This window comes from Streptomyces sp. NPDC002138 (genome assembly GCF_040296485.1).
Classification (GTDB): domain Bacteria; phylum Actinomycetota; class Actinomycetes; order Streptomycetales; family Streptomycetaceae; genus Streptomyces.
Genome location: NZ_JBEOXE010000046.1, coordinates 22,633 through 38,462, shown reverse-complemented (window position 1 = coordinate 38,462; position 15,830 = coordinate 22,633). Strand labels below are relative to the sequence as shown.

Sequence of the window (15,830 nt, the reverse complement as noted above, 5' to 3'; positions counted from 1 at the left end):
CGCAAATCCGCTGGCCCGGAGGGTCCGCGGCCTCTAGGGTGCGCGCATGACGATCATGCGCGCACAGCACATAGACGAAGCCGTGTCCCTCACCACCCGGGCCCTGCGCGGCGTCGTGGACCTCGACTGGAGCGTCCCCGCCGCCGGGCTCGACTGGAGCTGTTACGACACCGTCGTCCATGTGGCCGGTGACTTCACCTGCTACGCGGCGCAGTTGACCGGGCGGGCGGCCGACGGGTGGGTGCCGTTCGAGATCACCGCCGACGAGGGCACCACGCCCGAGGGGCTGATCCAGGTCATCGAGGCGACCGGCGGGATCCTCTCCGCCGTCGTCGCCGCGGCTTCCCCCGACGTTCGCGGCTGGCACCCGCAAGGCACGGGCGGCGCGGACGCGTTCGCCGCGATGGGTGCCGTGGAGGCGTTCGTGCACACGCACGACGTCCTGAACGCCCTCGGGGTCACGGACTGGGAGCCCGCCGAGGCGCTGTGCGCGGCGGTCCTGGACCGGCTCTTCCCGCACGCGCCGCGCGCGAACTCCCCCTGGCGCACCCTGCTCTGGGCCACCGGCCGGGACGAACTGCCGGGCCTGCCCCGGCTGACGGCGTGGCGCTGGCACACCGCCCCGATCCGCTCGGAGCGGCTCGTGCTCTGCGAGATCTCCCCGGTGGCCGGCGCCGACCTGCACGCCGGTGGCACGGGCGGCTTCGCCTGGGCCGAGGACGGGCCGTACGAGGGCACCCGGTTGGCCGCCGGAATGGTGGCCCGGGCGCGCGAGGCGGGGACGTACCGGCCGGGCTGGGGCGCGTACGCGATCGTCCGCGCCGCCGACGGCCTCGCGGTGGGCGGCATCGGCTTCCACGCGGCCCCGGACGGCGATGGCGACGCCGAGATCGGCTACGACCTCGTGCCCTCGGCCCGGGGGAACGGGTACGCCACCGAGGCGGTACGGGCGCTGGCGGCCTGGGCCCTCGACCAGCCCGGACTGACCACGCTGCACGCCACCGTCGACGACGACAACCTCGCCTCGCACGCGGTCGTGGGCCGGGCCGGATTCGCGAGGAGCGGCGCGGGCGAGGGACAGATCCGCTACACCCGCACCGTCGGCTGACCGCGCGCTCCCGGACCGGTGACGGCCAGGAGCGTTCGCGGTCAGGAGCGGTCTCGGTCGGGAGCGTTCGCGGTCGGGAGGGGCCTCGGTCAGGAACGGGCGAGGAGCACCGCGCCCGCCAGGACCACGCCGAGGACCACGGCGAGCGCGCCGTACGCCGGGCGGTGGGTCCGGAGCACCGGAACGAACCGGTCGAGGGCGAACCGGCCCGCGCCGGTGAGCGCGAGGGACGCGGCGGCGGTGGTCAGCAGCAGCTCGTACTCGATGCCCGCGGGGGCGAAGAAGGAGCCGGTGCCCTTGACCGCGATCGCGTTGATCATGGTGCCGACCACGGCGGCCGCAGCCAGCGGGGTGAGCAGCCCGGCGGCGAGGCCGAGCCCGCCCAGGGTCTCGGAGAGACCCGCGACGACGGCCATGGTGTCGCCCGCCGGGTAGCCGCTCGCGGTGAAGAACTGGCCGGTGCCGCTGATTCCGCCGCCGCCGAACCAGCCGAAGAGCTTCTGGCTGCCGTGGGCCGCCATGGTGAGACCCAGGACGAGGCGCAGGATCAGCAGGCCGCCGCCGGCGTAGGGATGTGCGTGCGGGGCGGCGGGGGCGGTGGTGGGGGAGTGCGTGGGGGCAAAGGTGGGGGTGGGGGTCATCGGGGGAGGTCCTTCCCGGTGGGGACTGCCGTAGAAGCGAAGCGATGAGGTCATTCGAATTTGAACGACCGATGCCGACCCTAACCCGTCATTCAAATTGGAACAACCTGGCGTAAGCTGGAGACATGGCTGAAACGAGATGGCTGGATGACGGCGAGATGCGGGCCTGGGAGGGTTTCCTGGCAGCCTCCGCGCTGGTGAACCGCCGTCTGGACCAGCAGCTGAAGGACGACTCCGGCCTCTCCCATGCGCAGTACGAGATCCTCGTCCGGCTCGCCCGGGCCGCGGACGGCGAGCTGCGGATGACCGAACTCGCCCTCGGGCTGATCAACTCCAAGAGCGGGCTGACCTATCAGGTCACCCAGCTGGAGAAGGCCGGGCTCGTGCGACGGCGCAGCTGCCCCTCCGACGTGCGGGGGATCTTCGCCGTCCTCACCGAGGAGGGGCGCGAACGGCTCGCCGGAGCGGCCCCGGGCCATGTCGCGGCGGTCCGCGAGGCCCTGATCGACGTCCTCACCCCGGAGCAGCTCGTCGCCGTGGCCGAAGGCCTGGGCGAGGTGGCCCGCCGGCTCCGCGAGAGCTGACGGACCCGCGCGAGAGCTGACGGACCCGCGCGGGGGCGCGCGCCGCCGGGGTCAGGCCGGCTCGGGCGCGTGCGGGACGGACTCGCGCAATTCGGCCAAGTCCAGCGCCATGACGGCGATGTCGGCGGTCCCGTCCGCGTAGACGCAGGACAGGATCCGCGACCCGGGGTTGATCGTCATGCCCTCCCGCACGGAGGGGGCGCGCACGCCGGTCGAGCGGACCCCGGTCAGCTCCACCGGCTCACCGCGCGCCGGCACCCAGCGCACCGCTCCCGGCCCGCCGCACACCCGGCCCATCCGCCAGCGCCCCTCGCCCGCGGGCAGCCGGGCCATGCCGGGGATGCCGACCGGGGCCGCGTCGGGCCCGGCGGCCGCCAAGCGCCGGAGGTGCTTGCGCCGCAGGAGCCAGCCGATGCCGCCGGCCACGAGGGTCATGAATACGAACTCGATCACCTGCCCTATTGAAACACATGCGTACGGGCCCGGAATAAGGCCGTAATCCGCCTTATCGGCCCCCGGCCCTCTGGCTAATGTCTCCCGCGTCCACGTCATGACCCCGTTCGCTCGGGGTCGACAAGGGGGATAAATGAAGATCGGAATTCGGCGCTCCATCGCACTCGCGGGGGCCCTCGCCGTCCTGCCCCTCATGACCGTCTCCGCGAATGCGGACACATCGGCTCCGCTCTCCGCCGACGCGGTGGCCTCCATGACGCCGGAGCGGCAGGCGGAAGTGCTGGGACCGCTGAGGCTGGCGGCCGACGCCGTGGCGCAGGTGGGGCGAGGGGCGCGGGCGGATGTGTACACGCAGGTCGAACTCGCCCCCACCTATCGCTCGGTCAATGTCTATCTGACCGATGTCGCCCAAGGCCGTGATTTCCTCTCCGCGGTACACAAAGCGAATCCGAAGGTGGACACGAACCTGATTCGGATCGTCCGGGGAAAGAAATCCGGGCAGCAGCTCAAGAAGGAAATCTCGGAGATCACCGACCGGAGCGATCTCCCCTTCAAGGTCGCCCTCGCGGGCAGTACTCCCGACGGCGGAGCCATCCAGCTGGCCGTGGACGATCCGACGGCGGCCCGCGGGTACTTCGCCTCACCGGCCGTCACGCAGCGCCGCACCGCGAGCGCCGCCGCCGCCGTCCAGGTCACCCAGGCACCCCCCTCCCGGCCCCTCACCCGGGAGAACGACACCTCGCCCTTCTACGCGGGAGCCGCGCTCGGCCCCAACATCGGCGGTCAGGCGCACTGCACCAGCGGCATCCCGGCCGTCAGTACCTGGGACGGCCGCCAGTGGCTGGTCACCGCGGGCCATTGCCACAACGTGAACGACAACGTCTACACGATGGGCGGCAACTACATCGGCCAGGTCAAGTACAAACTCCCCGCCGTCGACTCGGCGTTCATCGAGGCCCCCACCAACCGCTACACCTGGGACGGCCTCGACGCCACCGGCTACACCCGCTACCTCAACGGCGTGCGCAACGTCGCCGTCGGGGACTTCACCTGCCAGCTCGGCTACAACACCAAGGTCTTCTGCAACATCAGGACGGTCTACGCGGGCAACGCCAGCTGGACCGTCAACGGCACCACCGTAAACGGCAGTTACGGCGTCCCCCACTACGGGGGCATCGTCGGCCGGGGCGGCGACAGCGGCGGCCCCGTCATCTTCATCAACGACCAGAACTCCCGCCAGCTCAACGGCATCGTCAGCTACGGCTACGGCTGCAACGCCTCCCAGGAGTGCAGCACCGGCCTGGCCTGGGTCGACGTGTGGTCGATCTTCAACGCGTTCGCCATCAAGCTGAACCCCTCCTGACCGGTGCGCGGGCCGGCCGCCGCGGTGGCGGTCAGCGCTCGAGGGCGGTCCAGAGCTGTGGGTCCTCGAAGCCGAGGGCCCACAGCCCGCTGCCCCGGACGCCGTGGCGGTCCAGTACGCGCAAGTGGGCCGCCGACCCCTTCGCGTCCTGGTACCAGACCTCGTGCTCCTCCCCGTCGTCGTCGGTGTAGTCGAAGTGCGGGGTGCCGGACACCGGGTCGAAGGTGTAGTCGGCGCCCACCCGCTCGCGCAGCGCCTCGGCCTCCCGGCTGGTCACGTGGCCCGCGCGGGCCCCCGAGCCCACGGTCCAGTTCCAGCCGTAGGCGGGCAGCGCCACCTCCAGCTTCTCGCGCGGGACGACCGTGACGGCGTAACCGATGAACCGGTCGTACCAGTCCAGGGAAGAGAGCGGGCCCGGGTCGGCGAGCGCGTTGTGCAGGTTGTACCCCATGATCCGCAGCTTGTCGGCGACCTTGCCGAGGTGTGCGTAGTCGAAGGCGAGTCCCTCGCCGTCCACCCGGGGCATGACCGTCACGACACAGCTCTTGCCCAGCGCGTGCAGCCGGGCGCACAGCTCCTCGGTCAGCCGGTCGTAGCCGTCGCGCACCCGCCCGGTCAGCGCCGCGTCCGAGGTCTCGGACATCCGCTCGTAGTCCAGGTCGATGCCGTCGTAGGACCGGCTCGCCACGATGGCCATCAGCGCGTCCACATGCGTGGCCCGCTCGACCGGATCGCCCAGCAGCGCGGCCATCGCGGCCGGACCGGGGGTCTCGACCACCGTCGGGACGACCTTGATCCCCTTGCCGTGCAGACCGTCGATGATCCGGCGGTCCCCGGCCCCGGCCTCGCCCGCGATGCTGTCGGCCGTCGCCGTGTACCAGAACGGGCTGACGGTGTGCAGCTGGTCGGCATGGGCCAGGGCCGAGGCGTAACCGGCCTCGGTGTCCCAGTACGGCAGCCACGCGGACGTCGTACGGGCCTCCGCGCGGCCCGCGTCGGCGGCGCCGACGGCCCCGGCCCCACCGGCGGGCGTGCTCGCCGTGGTGAGGAGCACGGTGGCCAGCGCGGCGGCGCAGCGCAGGGACACGGACAGGGACACGGACTGTGACACGGGCTGGGGCACGGGCTGGGACACGGACGCGGGCTGGGGCACGGGCTGGGGCACGGGAAGGGACGGGGAGCGGGAGAGGAACCGGGCCAGGGAGCGTGCGGTCGTCATGCCCCGAACCTGGACCGAACGGAGGGCTGCGGGAGACCTGGACGCGCCGAAAGGCCCCGAGCGCACACCGATCGGCCCACGCCCCCTCGTTCGGAGAACTCCTCGCGAGCCGGGGAATGCGCGAGGGCCGCGGGCGGTTCGGACCATCGCGAGACCCGACCATTGCGCACCCATTGGAGAAGTCCATGAAGATCGGCATCATCGGCGCGGGCAACATCGGCGGCAACCTGACCCGCCGTCTGACCTCCCTCGGACACGAGGTGTCCGTGGCGAACTCGCGCGGCCCGCAGACGCTGGGCGCGCTCGCCCAGGAGACCGGAGCCACCCCCGTCACCGTCGCCGAGGCGGCGCGCGGCGCGGAGATCGTCGTCGTCACCATCCCCCTGAAGAACGTGCCGGACCTGCCCTCCGGCCTCTTCGACGAGGCGGCCGACGGGTTCGTCGTGATCGACACCGGCAACTACTACCCGCAGCAGCGCGACGGCCGGATCGCGGCCATCGAGGACGACGGGCTGACCGAGAGCCGCTGGACCGAGCGGCAGCTCGGCCACCCGGTGGTCAAGGCCTTCAACGGCACCTACGCCGAAGACCTGCTGAGCAAGCCCCTGCCGGCGGGCGACCCCGACCGGATCGCCCTGCCGGTCGCCGGGGACGACGAGGCCGCGAAGGCGACCGTCCGCGCCCTCATCGACGAACTCGGCTTCGACTCCGTCGACGCGGGCGGCCTGGACGAATCCTGGCGCCAGCAGCCCGAAACCCCCGTGTACGGGCTGCGTGCGGGCGTCGAGGCCGTCACGAAGGCGCTCGTCGAGGCCTCCCCGGTCCGCAAGGACAGCTTCAAGGGCTGAAGCCGCCCGCGGATCGGCGGACGTCCTACCGCGCCGAGAGGTGCCCGACCGTCGGGACCACCACCCCGAAGAGGTCCCCGATGGTGGTCAGGCTCGCGCTCTGGAGCGTGGCCGCGGGCATGACGCCCCCGTCGGGCGCGGGCAGCGCGCGGGTGGCGGTCGCCTCGGCGACCACGGCGGGCCGGAAGCCGAGGTTGAAGGCGCCCTGGGCGGTGAAGGTGACGCACATGTGCGTCATGAACCCGGCGAGCACCAGGTCCGGACCGGCGCCCCGCTCCCGCAGGACCTCCTCCAGCGTCGTGGCGTGGAAGGCGTTCGGGACGGTCTTGACGACGACCGGTTCGCCGTCCCGGGGGGCCACCTCGGGGCTGATCGAGCCGATCTCGGCCCGGATGTCGTACGGGCCGCCCTCGCCCCCGTCGTTGACGACGTGCACCACGGGCGAGCCGGCGGCGCGGGCGGCGGCGAGCAGACGGGCGCCCGCAGCCAGGGCGGCCTCGGCGCCCTCCAGCTCCATCACCCCGGTGCGGTAGGTCTGCTGGAAGTCGATCATGATCACGGTCGTCGCGGCCCCGAGCGGGGGGACCGAGGGGTCGAGCCCGGACAGCTCGCGCAGGGTGGCCGACGGGGTGGCGGTGGTGGCGGTCATGAGAGTGCTCCTCTTGTTCGGCCGCTTCGGTGAAACGGGCAGGGCGAAGCCGCGAACGCGGCCCGCGCGAAAGGGGGTTGGCTCGGCAGGGGGTTGGCTCGGAAGGGTCAGAGGGCGGAGCGGAAGCGGCGCCGGTAGGCGGCCGGTGTGGTGGCGATCTGCTTGCGGAAGGCGCGGTGCAGGGTCTCCACCGACCCCAGCCCGGCGGCCGCCGCGATCCGTTCCAGCGGCTCGTCGGTGGTCTCCAGCAGCCGCCGCGCGGCCTCCACCCGGACGGCCTCCACGTATCCGGCCGCGCCGACCCCGGTCTCCCGGCGGAAGGTACGGGCGAAGTGCCGCTCGCTCACGCACATGCGCTCCGCGAGCGCGGCCGCGGAGAGGTCGCCGTCGAGGTGATCGGCGATGTACGCGCGCAGCTCGTCGATGTCGCGGCGCGCGCCCGCGGGGCGGCTGAGCGGGACGCTGAACTGGCTCTGCCCGCCCTGCCGTTTGAGGTACATGACCAGATGGCGGGCCACGGCCAGGGCCAGTTCCTCGCCCTGGTCCTCGGTGACCAGGGCGAGCGCCAGATCCATGCAGGCGCTGATTCCGGCGCCGGTCCACACCCGCCCCGAGCGGACGAAGATCGGGTCCGGATCCACCTGCACCCGCGGGTGCTCGGCCGCCAGCAGGGCGGCCGTGGACCAGTGGGTGGTCGCCCGCCGGCCGTCCAGGAGCCCGGCCGCGGCCAGCAGGTGCGCGCCCACGCACACCGAGGCCACGCGCCGGGCGTGCGGGGCGGTGGCCTTGATCCACTCGACCACCGCGTCGTCGATGCGGGGGACGGGCCCGGCCGGGCCCAGCTCGACGGCCCCCGGCACCAGCAGGGTGTCCACCGCGGCCCCGACCTGCGCGAACGTCAGGTCGACGGCGAGCCGGACCCCGGCCGAGGTGGTCACCTGGCCCGGTTCGGGGGCCGCCAGCCGCACGTCGTAGGCGCGGGTGCCCGACTCGCGGTTGGCCAGCGCGAAGACCTCGGCGGGGCCGGTGACATCGAGCAGGTCGACATCGGGGAAGACCGCGATGACGACGCGGTGGGGAGTGGGCATGCGTCCATCCTCACCGCCCGCTCCGATGGCCGCAATGACGGTTATCTGTCACATCCGGACATCGGAGCGGTGCGGTGAGGACGACGGGCCAGGGGCAGCGGCGCGGCTACGCCGGCACGGGCGCGAGGTGCGCGACGACCTCCTCGAACGTGTCGGCCACCCACGTCGGCTCGGCCACGGCCAGCTCGGCCACGGAGTGCACGCCGTAGGTGACGGCCACCGACCGCATCCCGGCCGCGCGGGCCATCAGCAGGTCGTGGGTGGTGTCCCCGACCATCACCGCGTGTTCCGCGGTGACGGCCAGCCGGTCGAGGATGACCTGCCCCGACTCGGGGTCGGGCTTGGGCCGCGTGACCTCGTCCGCGCCGATCACGACGGCGAAGTACTCCCGCAGTCCGGCCGCGGTGAGCAGCGCGTCCGCCGGGCCGTGGAACTTGCTCGTCGCGACGGCGAGCGCCACCCCGTCTTCCCGCAGCCGGGCGAGCCCCGCCGCCACCCCGGGAAACACCAGGTCAGGGGCCTGTGGCAGGACTATGGTGTCGAAGAACTTCCGGTAGAGCCGGACCGCCTCGGACACCTGGGCGGCGTCCGTCTCGCGCTCCAGGAGGAGGGCGAAGGCCCGCTCCAGGGGGAGCCCGATGGTGGCCCGGACGGCGGCGTCCGGGGGCCGGGGGACACCCAGCGCGTCGAAGGCCGCCCCGAAGGTCGACACGATCGCGCGCGGGGAGTCGACGAGAGTGCCGTCCAGGTCGAATACAGCGAGTCTGATCATGACGCCGAACCTATCCGGGCGCCGTGCGCGAGCGCTCCGCGCACGAGCGCGCCGTGCGCGGCGGCCAGCCGGCCCGCCGCCTCCGCGCAGGTCACGAGCACGGCCATGTTGGCCCGGGCCGCCCGCCCGTCGGTGGCCTCGTCCACGGCCCGCATCAGGTACTTCGTCAGGCCCTGGCCCGACACCCCGTCCCGGGCGGCCGCGTCCACCGCCCGCGCGATGGCCGCCTCCACCTCCCCGGAGTCGATGGCGTCCTCCTCGCTCACCGGGGTGGTGATGAGGAACGACGTGGGGCCGCCCAGCGCCCGGTGGGTCTCGACGGCGCGGGCCAGGGTGTCCGGGTCGTCGATCCGGTGCGGGGCGCGGTGGCCGCTCGTACGGCAGTAGAAGGCGGGGAAGTCGTCCGAGCCGTACGCCACCACGGGCACGCAGTGCGTTTCCAGGTACTCCAGGGTCAGGCCCAGGTCCAGGATCATCTTCGCTCCCGCGGAGACGACCGCGACCCGGGACCGGGTGAACTGGATGAGGTCCGAGGAGACGTCGAAGCTCTGCTGGGCGCCGCGGTGCACCCCGCCGATGCCCGCGGAGGAGAACCAGCGGATTCCCGCCAGCTCGGCCGCCACCAGCGAGGAGGCCACGGTCGTGGCCCCGGGCCCGCCCCGGGCGAGGACCACCGGGAGGTCCCTGCTGGAGACCTTGGGGATGCCCGGGAGGGAGGCGAACCGCTCGATGTCCGCGTCGGTCATGCCCACCCGGACCGCGCCGTCCTCGACGCAGATCGTGGCGGGCACCGCACCGCCCGCGCGGACGGCGTCCTCGACCTTGCGGGCCGTGGCCGCGTTGTCGGGGTAGGGCAGTCCGTGCGTGATGACGTTGCTCTCCAGGGCCACGACCGCCCGGCCCTCGTGGAGGGCCTCGCGGACCTCTTCGGTGTGGACGAGGGGGACCCCCGCGCCGGTGTTCACGCCCCGTCCCAGTAGCCCGGAGCCTTCAGCAGCAGCTCGCGGCGGGCGGCGATGTCGGTGACGACGAGGTCGTTCCAGTCCTCGGGGGCCACCGGTTCGAGCGAGATCGACACGACGTCCTCACCGACGTCGAACGCCTCGGTGACGGCCGAGGTGACCGCCTCGTCGAAGGCGGCGAGCTGCTCGGGCGTGACGTCCTTGGGGAAGTGACGGATGTGGACGTGGGGCACGGAGCCCCTCCTTTCGGTCGGGCGTCGGTCGGGCGTCGGTCACGCATCGGACGGGATCCGGGTGCGGACCGCCGCCGCGAGGGCGTCGATGCCCTCGCTGCGCAGCACCTGGTAGTGGTCGGCGGGCAGATCGATGACGACCGGCGGCGCGGCGGAGTATCCCGACCGCCCCTCGATGAAGGAGTAGTCGTCCCCGGCGGCCCGGATGATGGTCACCGGAGCGCGCAGGCACCGCTCGGCCATCTCGTGGAAGGTGTAGTCGAATTCGTACGTCTCCCCGACGATCCGGGTGATCCGCCGGACCGTCCCGGGATCCAGCTCCGGGAACCGGCCGCAGACGAACTCCACGAAGCTCTCCTCGTCCCGGGCTGCCGCCAGGCACGCCGCGAGGTCCGGCCCGGCGCCGATGGCGCCCGCGAAGACCGAGTAGAGGATCGTCACGTAGCCGGGGTTGGCGTACGAGGACTCGCGGCCGTACGGTCGCCCGTGCGCGTCCCGCAGCTTCGGGTTGCCGGGGCAGATCAGCAGCAGGTCCGTGACCCGCTGCCCGGACTGTTCGAGCTGCCAGGCGCTCTCGAAGGCCACTCGGGCGCCGAAGGAGTAACCCCACAGCGTGTACGGGCCGTCGGGCCGCAGCCGCCGGATCTCCGCCACGTCCGCGGCGGCCATCTCCCCGATGGTCCGGTACGGCGCCTCGCCCGCGTTGATGCCGGCCGCCTGGACCCCGTAGAACGGGCCGGGGGCGTGCGCTTCGCGGGCGAGCAGCCGCAGGTTCATCGGGTAGCCGCCGAGCCCCGGCCAGCAGAACACCGGGGAGCCGGGTTCCCGCGCGTACCGGTCCTCCGCCGGGCCGCTGTCGTGCAACAGCACGAGCCGGGAGGCCGGTTCGGGATCGGCGTCCGCGATCCGGTCGGCCAGGTCGGCCAGCCGGGGGTGACCGAAGAGCGTCTGCATGGGCAGCGAGATCCCGAACTCCCGGTTGATCCACCGGGTGAGGGTCATCGCGATCAGCGAATTGCCGCCGGAGGCGAAGAAGCTGTCCGTCATCGATACGCCGGCCACGTCCCGGTACTTCAGGGCCTTGCCCCAGGCCCCGGCGAGCAGCCGCTCGGTCCTGGTCCGGGGCGGCACCGGAGCGCCGGAGCTGCGGGCGGGGGCCGTGAGTTCCTCCCGGCCCGCCAGAGCCGCGTAGTCGATCTTCCCGTTGGCGGTCAGCGGCAGCGCGTCCAGCACCAGCACCCGGTTGGGGATCATGTAGTCGGGCAGCAGCCGGGTCAGGTCGTCCCGGATCATCTCGGTCGGGCCGCGCATGTGGACCGAGTCCTCGCGCATCCCGGTGGAGGAGACCTGCTCCTCACTGACCTTCCCGCCGAGGAAGAAGTACGAGGGACCCGAGGGGATGCCCGCGTCGGCGAGGACGGCGTCGATGCGCTGGGCGGTGGGCAGCGGATGGCCCGAACGCGAGGAATAGCCGGACGACATCAGACCCAGCCGCAGCGCGTTGCGCTGGAGCCGGTGCAGGGTGCGGCCCAGGCTCACGTAGGCGAGCCGCTCGTCCCCGGTCCGGCTGACGGCGCTGACGCCGAAGCTCGCGGCCTCGTACACGCCCTGGTTGATGGCGATGACGTGCCGCTTCTCGACCATCTCGGCGGCGACGGGCGTGAACTGCCCGCGCTCGAGCCGGTAGAGACCGCCCGGCAGGTCGAGCACCCGGCCCGGGTGGGCCTGGACGAACAGGTCCACGGGGTCCGGCTCGGGCGGACGGTCGTCCGGGACCAGCTCGAAGCTGCCGACGAAGTGGTCCTCGTCGGCCACGCCGAGGGCGGACTTCACCGCCGCCCCGCCGTGCGGAGCGGGCCGGAGGGTCAGCCCGTACTCCGGGAGCACCTCCTCGAAGACGCCCAGCATGTGGCCGGTCTCGAACTCCAGCACCTCCTCGATGTTGGTGCTGTACACCGGCTCGATCGCGGCCCGGCGGCCCAGGAAGTGCACCCGCAGCGTGCCGGGGCCGGGTGCGCGGCCGGTGTCCGGGCTGTCACCGACCCGGACGAGGGTGTGGTCGAGGGGATGGAAGTAGTGGATCCCCGCCGCCAGCCCGGCGATGCCCCCGCCGGTCTCCAGGTACATCTGCACGGCGTACAGCGCGCCCGGGGAGGCGTAGGCGTACTTCGGGAGCAGCCGCTCACTGCTCCCGAACGGGCCGAACCAGCGGAGCAGCGCGCCGAGTTCACCCGAGGACAGGTCGCCGGCCGAGCGGGCGGTCCGGGGCGTCGTGACGCCGGTGTCCGCCGCGCCGGTGTCCGCCGCGCCCGGGGCGGCGGTGAGCAGCTCGCGCAGATCGTCCCGGGTGACCTTGCCCCCCTCGTAGAAGCGGTAGGTCTTGCGGGCGAAGGCCTCCCGGCGCTGGCGGCCCGTCGCCTCCCGGCCGGTCAGCACGGTCACCGCGCGGTCGGCCAGGTCCGCGGCGGGGCGCAGGCCCGGGTTGGAGAGCTGGGCCTTGACCTGGAGCTTGCTGGCCTTCGACTGGTGGTGCGCGCCGTGCGCGCCCTGGTCCATCAAGGACGCTTCGCGCGGGTTGAGTTCGACCAGCGCGATCAGCTGCTGGAAGCCGGTGCGCGGATCGTCGGTGACCACCGCGGCGGCCCGCCGGACCCAGGTGTGCTCCTCGATGGCCGAGGTGATCTCTTCCAGCTCGACGCGGTATCCGCGCAGTTTGACCTGGGTGTCGGCGCGGCCGCGGAAGCGGATCGTGCCGTCCTCGTTCCACGAGGCGAGGTCACCGGTCCGGTACAGCCGCTCGCCCGGCAGGAAGGGGGCGGTCAGGAACCGCTCCGCGGTCTGCTCGGGCAGGTTCAGGTAACCGCGCGCCAGCTGTACGCCGCCGATGTACAGCTCGCCCTTCTCCCGCGCGCCCGGCACCGGGCGCAGGTCGGCGTCGAGGATGAAACACCGGGTGTGAGCCACCGGTACGCCGATGGAGACGATCGCCGAGGCGTCCGCCGCGGCCAGTTCCGCCGGGCCGACCGTGTGCGCGGTGGCGTTGATGGTGCATTCGGTGGGCCCGTACAGATTGACCAGGGCGGTGTCCGGCAGCTGCGCGGTGACGGCGCGGGCCAGTTTGACGGTCAGTGCCTCGCCGCCGGAGAACACCCGCCGCAAGGAGGTGCAGGAGGCGAGGCGTTCGGTGTCCAGGAGGGCCTGGAGCAGGGTGGGTACGCACTGGAGGGTGGTCACCCCGTGCGCGGTGATCGTGTCGATCAGGTCCTCGGGGTCCCGGTAGCAGCCGGGCGCCCCCATGACCACCTGCCCGCCCGCCGCGGGCGCGAGGATCTCCCACTGCGCGGCGTCGAAGCTCATGGGCGTCTTCTGGAGCACGGTGGTGCCGGGGCCGAGGTGACCCTGGTCCAGCAGCCAGCCCAACTGGGAGACGATGCTGTGCTGTTCGATCAGGACCCCCTTGGGGCGGCCCGTGGAACCCGAGGTGTAGATGACGTACGCGAGGTCGCCCGGACGCCCGGCCGCAGGGGTCGACCTGCGCTCCGGCCCGGCCGCAGGGGTCGACCTGCGCTCCGGCCCGGCCGCAGGGGTCGACCTGCGCTCCGGCCCGGCCGCCGCGGCCCGCGGCGCCTCGCCGCCGAGGGCCACGACCGTGGTGCCGGCCGGGGCCAACTGGCGGACCTGGGACACGAGATGGCGCTGCGTCACGATGATCCCCATGGCGGAGTCCTCGATCATGTAGCGCAGCCGGTCCTCGGGGTAGTCGGGGGACAGCGGCAGGTACGCCCCGCCGGAGGCGAGGATGCCCCACACCCCGGTCATCAGGTCGAGCGAGGGTTCCGCGTACAGGCCTACGGGGGTGTCGGCGCGCGCCCCCAGCCGTCGCAGCTCCCGGCCCAGCCTCGCGGCCGCCAGGCCGAGTTCGCGATAGGTCAGGCGGCCGTCCGCGCAGCGAACGGCCACCTCGTCGGGTCTCGCGCGCACCTGCTCGGCGAGCAGGTCCGAGAGCACGGTGGACGGCGCGGCGGTGGCGCCGATCGGATCCGCCTTCATCGGGGCACTCCGGACGGGCGGGACGCGGCGGCCGCCGGACGTCCGGTGGACACGGGGGGCTGTGCGGTGGTGGCCGGGGCGGCTTCGGTGGAGGTGGAGGTGGGGGCGGCCGGATCGGCCTCGGTGGGCGACGGCGCGCGTCCCGCGCGCGGCTGGGCCACCACGACCGCCGCGACGACCGCGCACGCCCCCGCCAGCTGGACCGGCGACAGCGTCTGGCCCAGCACCAGATAGCCGAGGGCGGTGGCGGCGAGGGGCGAGATGAAGCCGAGGAAGGAGACGGCGAGCGCGGGCAGCCGCTCCACCCCGCGGAACCAGACGGCGTAGGCCAACAGCGCGCCGACGAAGCCGAGGTAGACGAAGCCGGCGAGATTGCGCCCGGTGATCGCGTCCGGCAGCCCCTCGCCGAGCAGCGCGATCGGGGCGAGGACCAGACCGCCGACGGTCAGCTGCCAGCCGGTGAAGGTGAGCAGTCCGACCCCCTCGGGGCGGCCCCAGCGCTTGGTGAGCACGATGCCGCAGGCCATGCTGACCGCGGCCAGCAGGCCGGCCGTCACCCCGGTGGCGTTGAGCCCCGCGTTCGGCTGGAGCACGAGCAGGCCGACCCCGGTCGCGCCCAGGACGCAGGCCACCACATGGACGGCCCTGATCCGGTCGCCCAGCAGCAGGGCCGAGAGGATCAGCACGAACATCGGCTGCACCGAGCCCACCAGCGCGGCGACCCCGCCGGGCAGGTGGTAGGCGGCGAGGAAGAGGAAGGTGAAGAAGGCGCCGATGTTCAGCACACCGAGGACCAGGGCCCGCGCCCACCAGATCCCGCGCGGCAGCTTCCGCCCGACCAGCAGAAGGATCAGCCCGGCGGGCAGTGCCCGGACCGTGGCCGCGAGCAACGGCCGGTCCGGGGGCAGGAATTCGGTCGTCACCAGATACGTCGACCCCCATACGGCCGGGGCCAGGGCGGTGACGGCGGAGTCCGTCGCGACCCGGTGGCCGTTCACCGCGCGGCCACGGCCGAGTCGGTGGTGCCGAAGAAGCGGTCACCGAAGTCCCCGATGCCGGGGATCATGAAGGCGTTGGGGTTCAGGCACTCCTCGATCGACGAGGTGATGATCGTGACGCCCGGGTGCTCGCGGTGCACGGCGGCGATCCCCTCGGGCGCGGCGAGGAAGTCGACGAGGACGATGTTCTCCTCGCGCACCCCGGCGTCGGTCAGCACGCCGATCGCGGCGTTCGCGCTGCCGCCGGTCGCCAGCATCGGCTCCAGCAGCAGGACGTGCCGCTCGGCGATGTCGTCGGGCAGGTTCCAGTACTGCAGGTGGGGCAGCTTGGTGGCCTTGTCCCGCTGGATGAGGATCTTGCCGATCCGGATCCCCGGTATGAACTCCCGCAGCGCCTCGGCCATCGCGTCCCCCGCCCGGATCACCGGGACGGCGCACAGTTTTCCGGTGAACTTGAGCCCGTGGTAGGTCTCGCCGACCGGGGTGATGACCTCGTGCTTGTCGAAGGGCAGCAGGTCCAGGGCCGATTCGAGCAGTAATCGGATCACGCGGCGCGAGTAGAGGACGAAGTCGGCGCGGGTGGCGCCACGGTCCCGGATGACCGTGTGCAGGGCGCGCAGCTGGTTGGTCTGGGGCAGTTCGTGGACTTTCGGGGTCGTCGACATGGGTCCTGCTCTTCGTCAGGGGGCGCGGGTCGGAAACAGAGCAAACACTCTGTGACTTGGTGTCCGCAAGGGTCCGACTTCCGCACGCCTGTCCGAATCTCGTCTTGTGCGGCCCCTCCGCGGAGCACGCGCCACCGCGCCGCGCTCCTGCGACCAGCGGGTGCGACCGTGCCCCGGTCGGCCCCCGGTCGGCCCGC

15 protein-coding genes are annotated in these 15,830 nt (G+C 72.9%); 4 read left to right on the top strand and 11 right to left on the bottom strand.

What is annotated here, in order from left to right:
* Window positions 1-46: 46 nt before the first annotated feature.
* Window positions 47-1,108 (top strand): GNAT family N-acetyltransferase, encoded by a 1,062-nt coding sequence (locus ABT084_RS26585; protein WP_351048747.1) that lies wholly within the window; start codon window positions 47-49, stop codon window positions 1,106-1,108.
* 89 nt (window positions 1,109-1,197) lie between these two features.
* On the opposite strand, the gene ABT084_RS26580 is transcribed toward ABT084_RS26585, so the two are convergent.
* Window positions 1,198-1,749 carry a DoxX family protein gene (locus ABT084_RS26580; RefSeq protein ID WP_351048745.1) on the bottom strand — a complete coding sequence of 184 codons (552 nt, stop codon included), beginning with the start codon at window positions 1,747-1,749 and terminating at the stop codon, window positions 1,198-1,200.
* A gap of 125 nt (window positions 1,750-1,874) precedes the next feature.
* Between ABT084_RS26580 and ABT084_RS26575 the strand changes: the two genes are divergently transcribed.
* On the top strand, window positions 1,875-2,333 hold the full coding sequence (locus ABT084_RS26575) for a MarR family winged helix-turn-helix transcriptional regulator (RefSeq protein ID WP_351048743.1): 459 nt from the start codon (window positions 1,875-1,877) through the stop codon (window positions 2,331-2,333).
* Between the two features lie 51 nt (window positions 2,334-2,384).
* Here the strand turns inward: ABT084_RS26575 and ABT084_RS26570 are convergent, their stop codons facing one another.
* Window positions 2,385-2,786, bottom strand: a complete 402-nt coding sequence (locus tag ABT084_RS26570; RefSeq protein ID WP_351048740.1) for a hypothetical protein — start codon at window positions 2,784-2,786, stop codon at window positions 2,385-2,387.
* Between the two features lie 133 nt (window positions 2,787-2,919).
* On the opposite strand from ABT084_RS26570, the gene ABT084_RS26565 reads away from it, so the two are divergent.
* A complete protein-coding gene (locus ABT084_RS26565) occupies window positions 2,920-4,149 on the top strand; it encodes a chymotrypsin family serine protease (RefSeq protein WP_351048738.1) in 1,230 nt (409 codons plus the stop codon).
* 31 nt (window positions 4,150-4,180) lie between these two features.
* Here the strand turns inward: ABT084_RS26565 and ABT084_RS26560 are convergent, their stop codons facing one another.
* Window positions 4,181-5,368, bottom strand: a complete 1,188-nt coding sequence (locus ABT084_RS26560) for a glycosyl hydrolase family 18 protein (protein WP_351048735.1) — start codon at window positions 5,366-5,368, stop codon at window positions 4,181-4,183.
* 185 nt (window positions 5,369-5,553) lie between these two features.
* Here ABT084_RS26560 and ABT084_RS26555 point away from each other — a divergent pair, with 185 nt between their 5' ends.
* A complete protein-coding gene (locus ABT084_RS26555) occupies window positions 5,554-6,216 on the top strand; it encodes an NADPH-dependent F420 reductase (protein WP_351048732.1) in 663 nt (220 codons plus the stop codon).
* Window positions 6,217-6,241: 25 nt separating this feature from the next.
* On the opposite strand, the gene ABT084_RS26550 is transcribed toward ABT084_RS26555, so the two are convergent.
* The 8 genes from ABT084_RS26550 to upp all read right to left on the bottom strand — a co-directional run bounded on the left by ABT084_RS26550 (window position 6,242) and on the right by upp (window position 15,633).
* Complete coding sequence (locus tag ABT084_RS26550) at window positions 6,242-6,865, bottom strand: isochorismatase family protein (RefSeq protein ID WP_351048730.1); 624 nt, start codon at window positions 6,863-6,865, stop codon at window positions 6,242-6,244.
* 107 nt (window positions 6,866-6,972) lie between these two features.
* Entirely contained in the window at window positions 6,973-7,953 is a 981-nt protein-coding gene (locus ABT084_RS26545; protein WP_351048727.1) for a GlxA family transcriptional regulator, read from the bottom strand.
* 106 nt (window positions 7,954-8,059) lie between these two features.
* The gene (locus ABT084_RS26540; RefSeq protein ID WP_351048724.1) at window positions 8,060-8,725 is read right to left on the bottom strand and encodes an HAD family hydrolase; all 666 of its coding nucleotides are present in this window, start codon (window positions 8,723-8,725) and stop codon (window positions 8,060-8,062) included.
* Window positions 8,722-9,690: a pseudouridine-5'-phosphate glycosidase gene (locus ABT084_RS26535; RefSeq protein WP_351048722.1), complete on the bottom strand. Its 969-nt coding sequence runs from the start codon at window positions 9,688-9,690 to the stop codon at window positions 8,722-8,724. Before ABT084_RS26535 ends, ABT084_RS26540 begins: the two co-directional genes overlap by 4 nt.
* Window positions 9,687-9,920 (bottom strand): tautomerase family protein, encoded by a 234-nt coding sequence (locus tag ABT084_RS26530; protein WP_351048720.1) that lies wholly within the window; start codon window positions 9,918-9,920, stop codon window positions 9,687-9,689. The genes ABT084_RS26535 and ABT084_RS26530 overlap by 4 nt, the downstream gene beginning before the upstream one ends.
* Before the next feature lie 39 nt (window positions 9,921-9,959).
* Window positions 9,960-13,970: a non-ribosomal peptide synthetase family protein gene (locus tag ABT084_RS26525; protein ID WP_351048717.1), complete on the bottom strand. Its 4,011-nt coding sequence runs from the start codon at window positions 13,968-13,970 to the stop codon at window positions 9,960-9,962.
* Window positions 13,967-14,968 (bottom strand): EamA family transporter, encoded by a 1,002-nt coding sequence (locus ABT084_RS26520; protein WP_351048714.1) that lies wholly within the window; start codon window positions 14,966-14,968, stop codon window positions 13,967-13,969. The genes ABT084_RS26525 and ABT084_RS26520 overlap by 4 nt, the downstream gene beginning before the upstream one ends.
* A complete protein-coding gene (upp, locus tag ABT084_RS26515; RefSeq protein ID WP_351048712.1) occupies window positions 14,965-15,633 on the bottom strand; it encodes a uracil phosphoribosyltransferase in 669 nt (222 codons plus the stop codon). The genes ABT084_RS26520 and upp overlap by 4 nt, the downstream gene beginning before the upstream one ends.
* Window positions 15,634-15,830 lie beyond the last annotated feature (197 nt).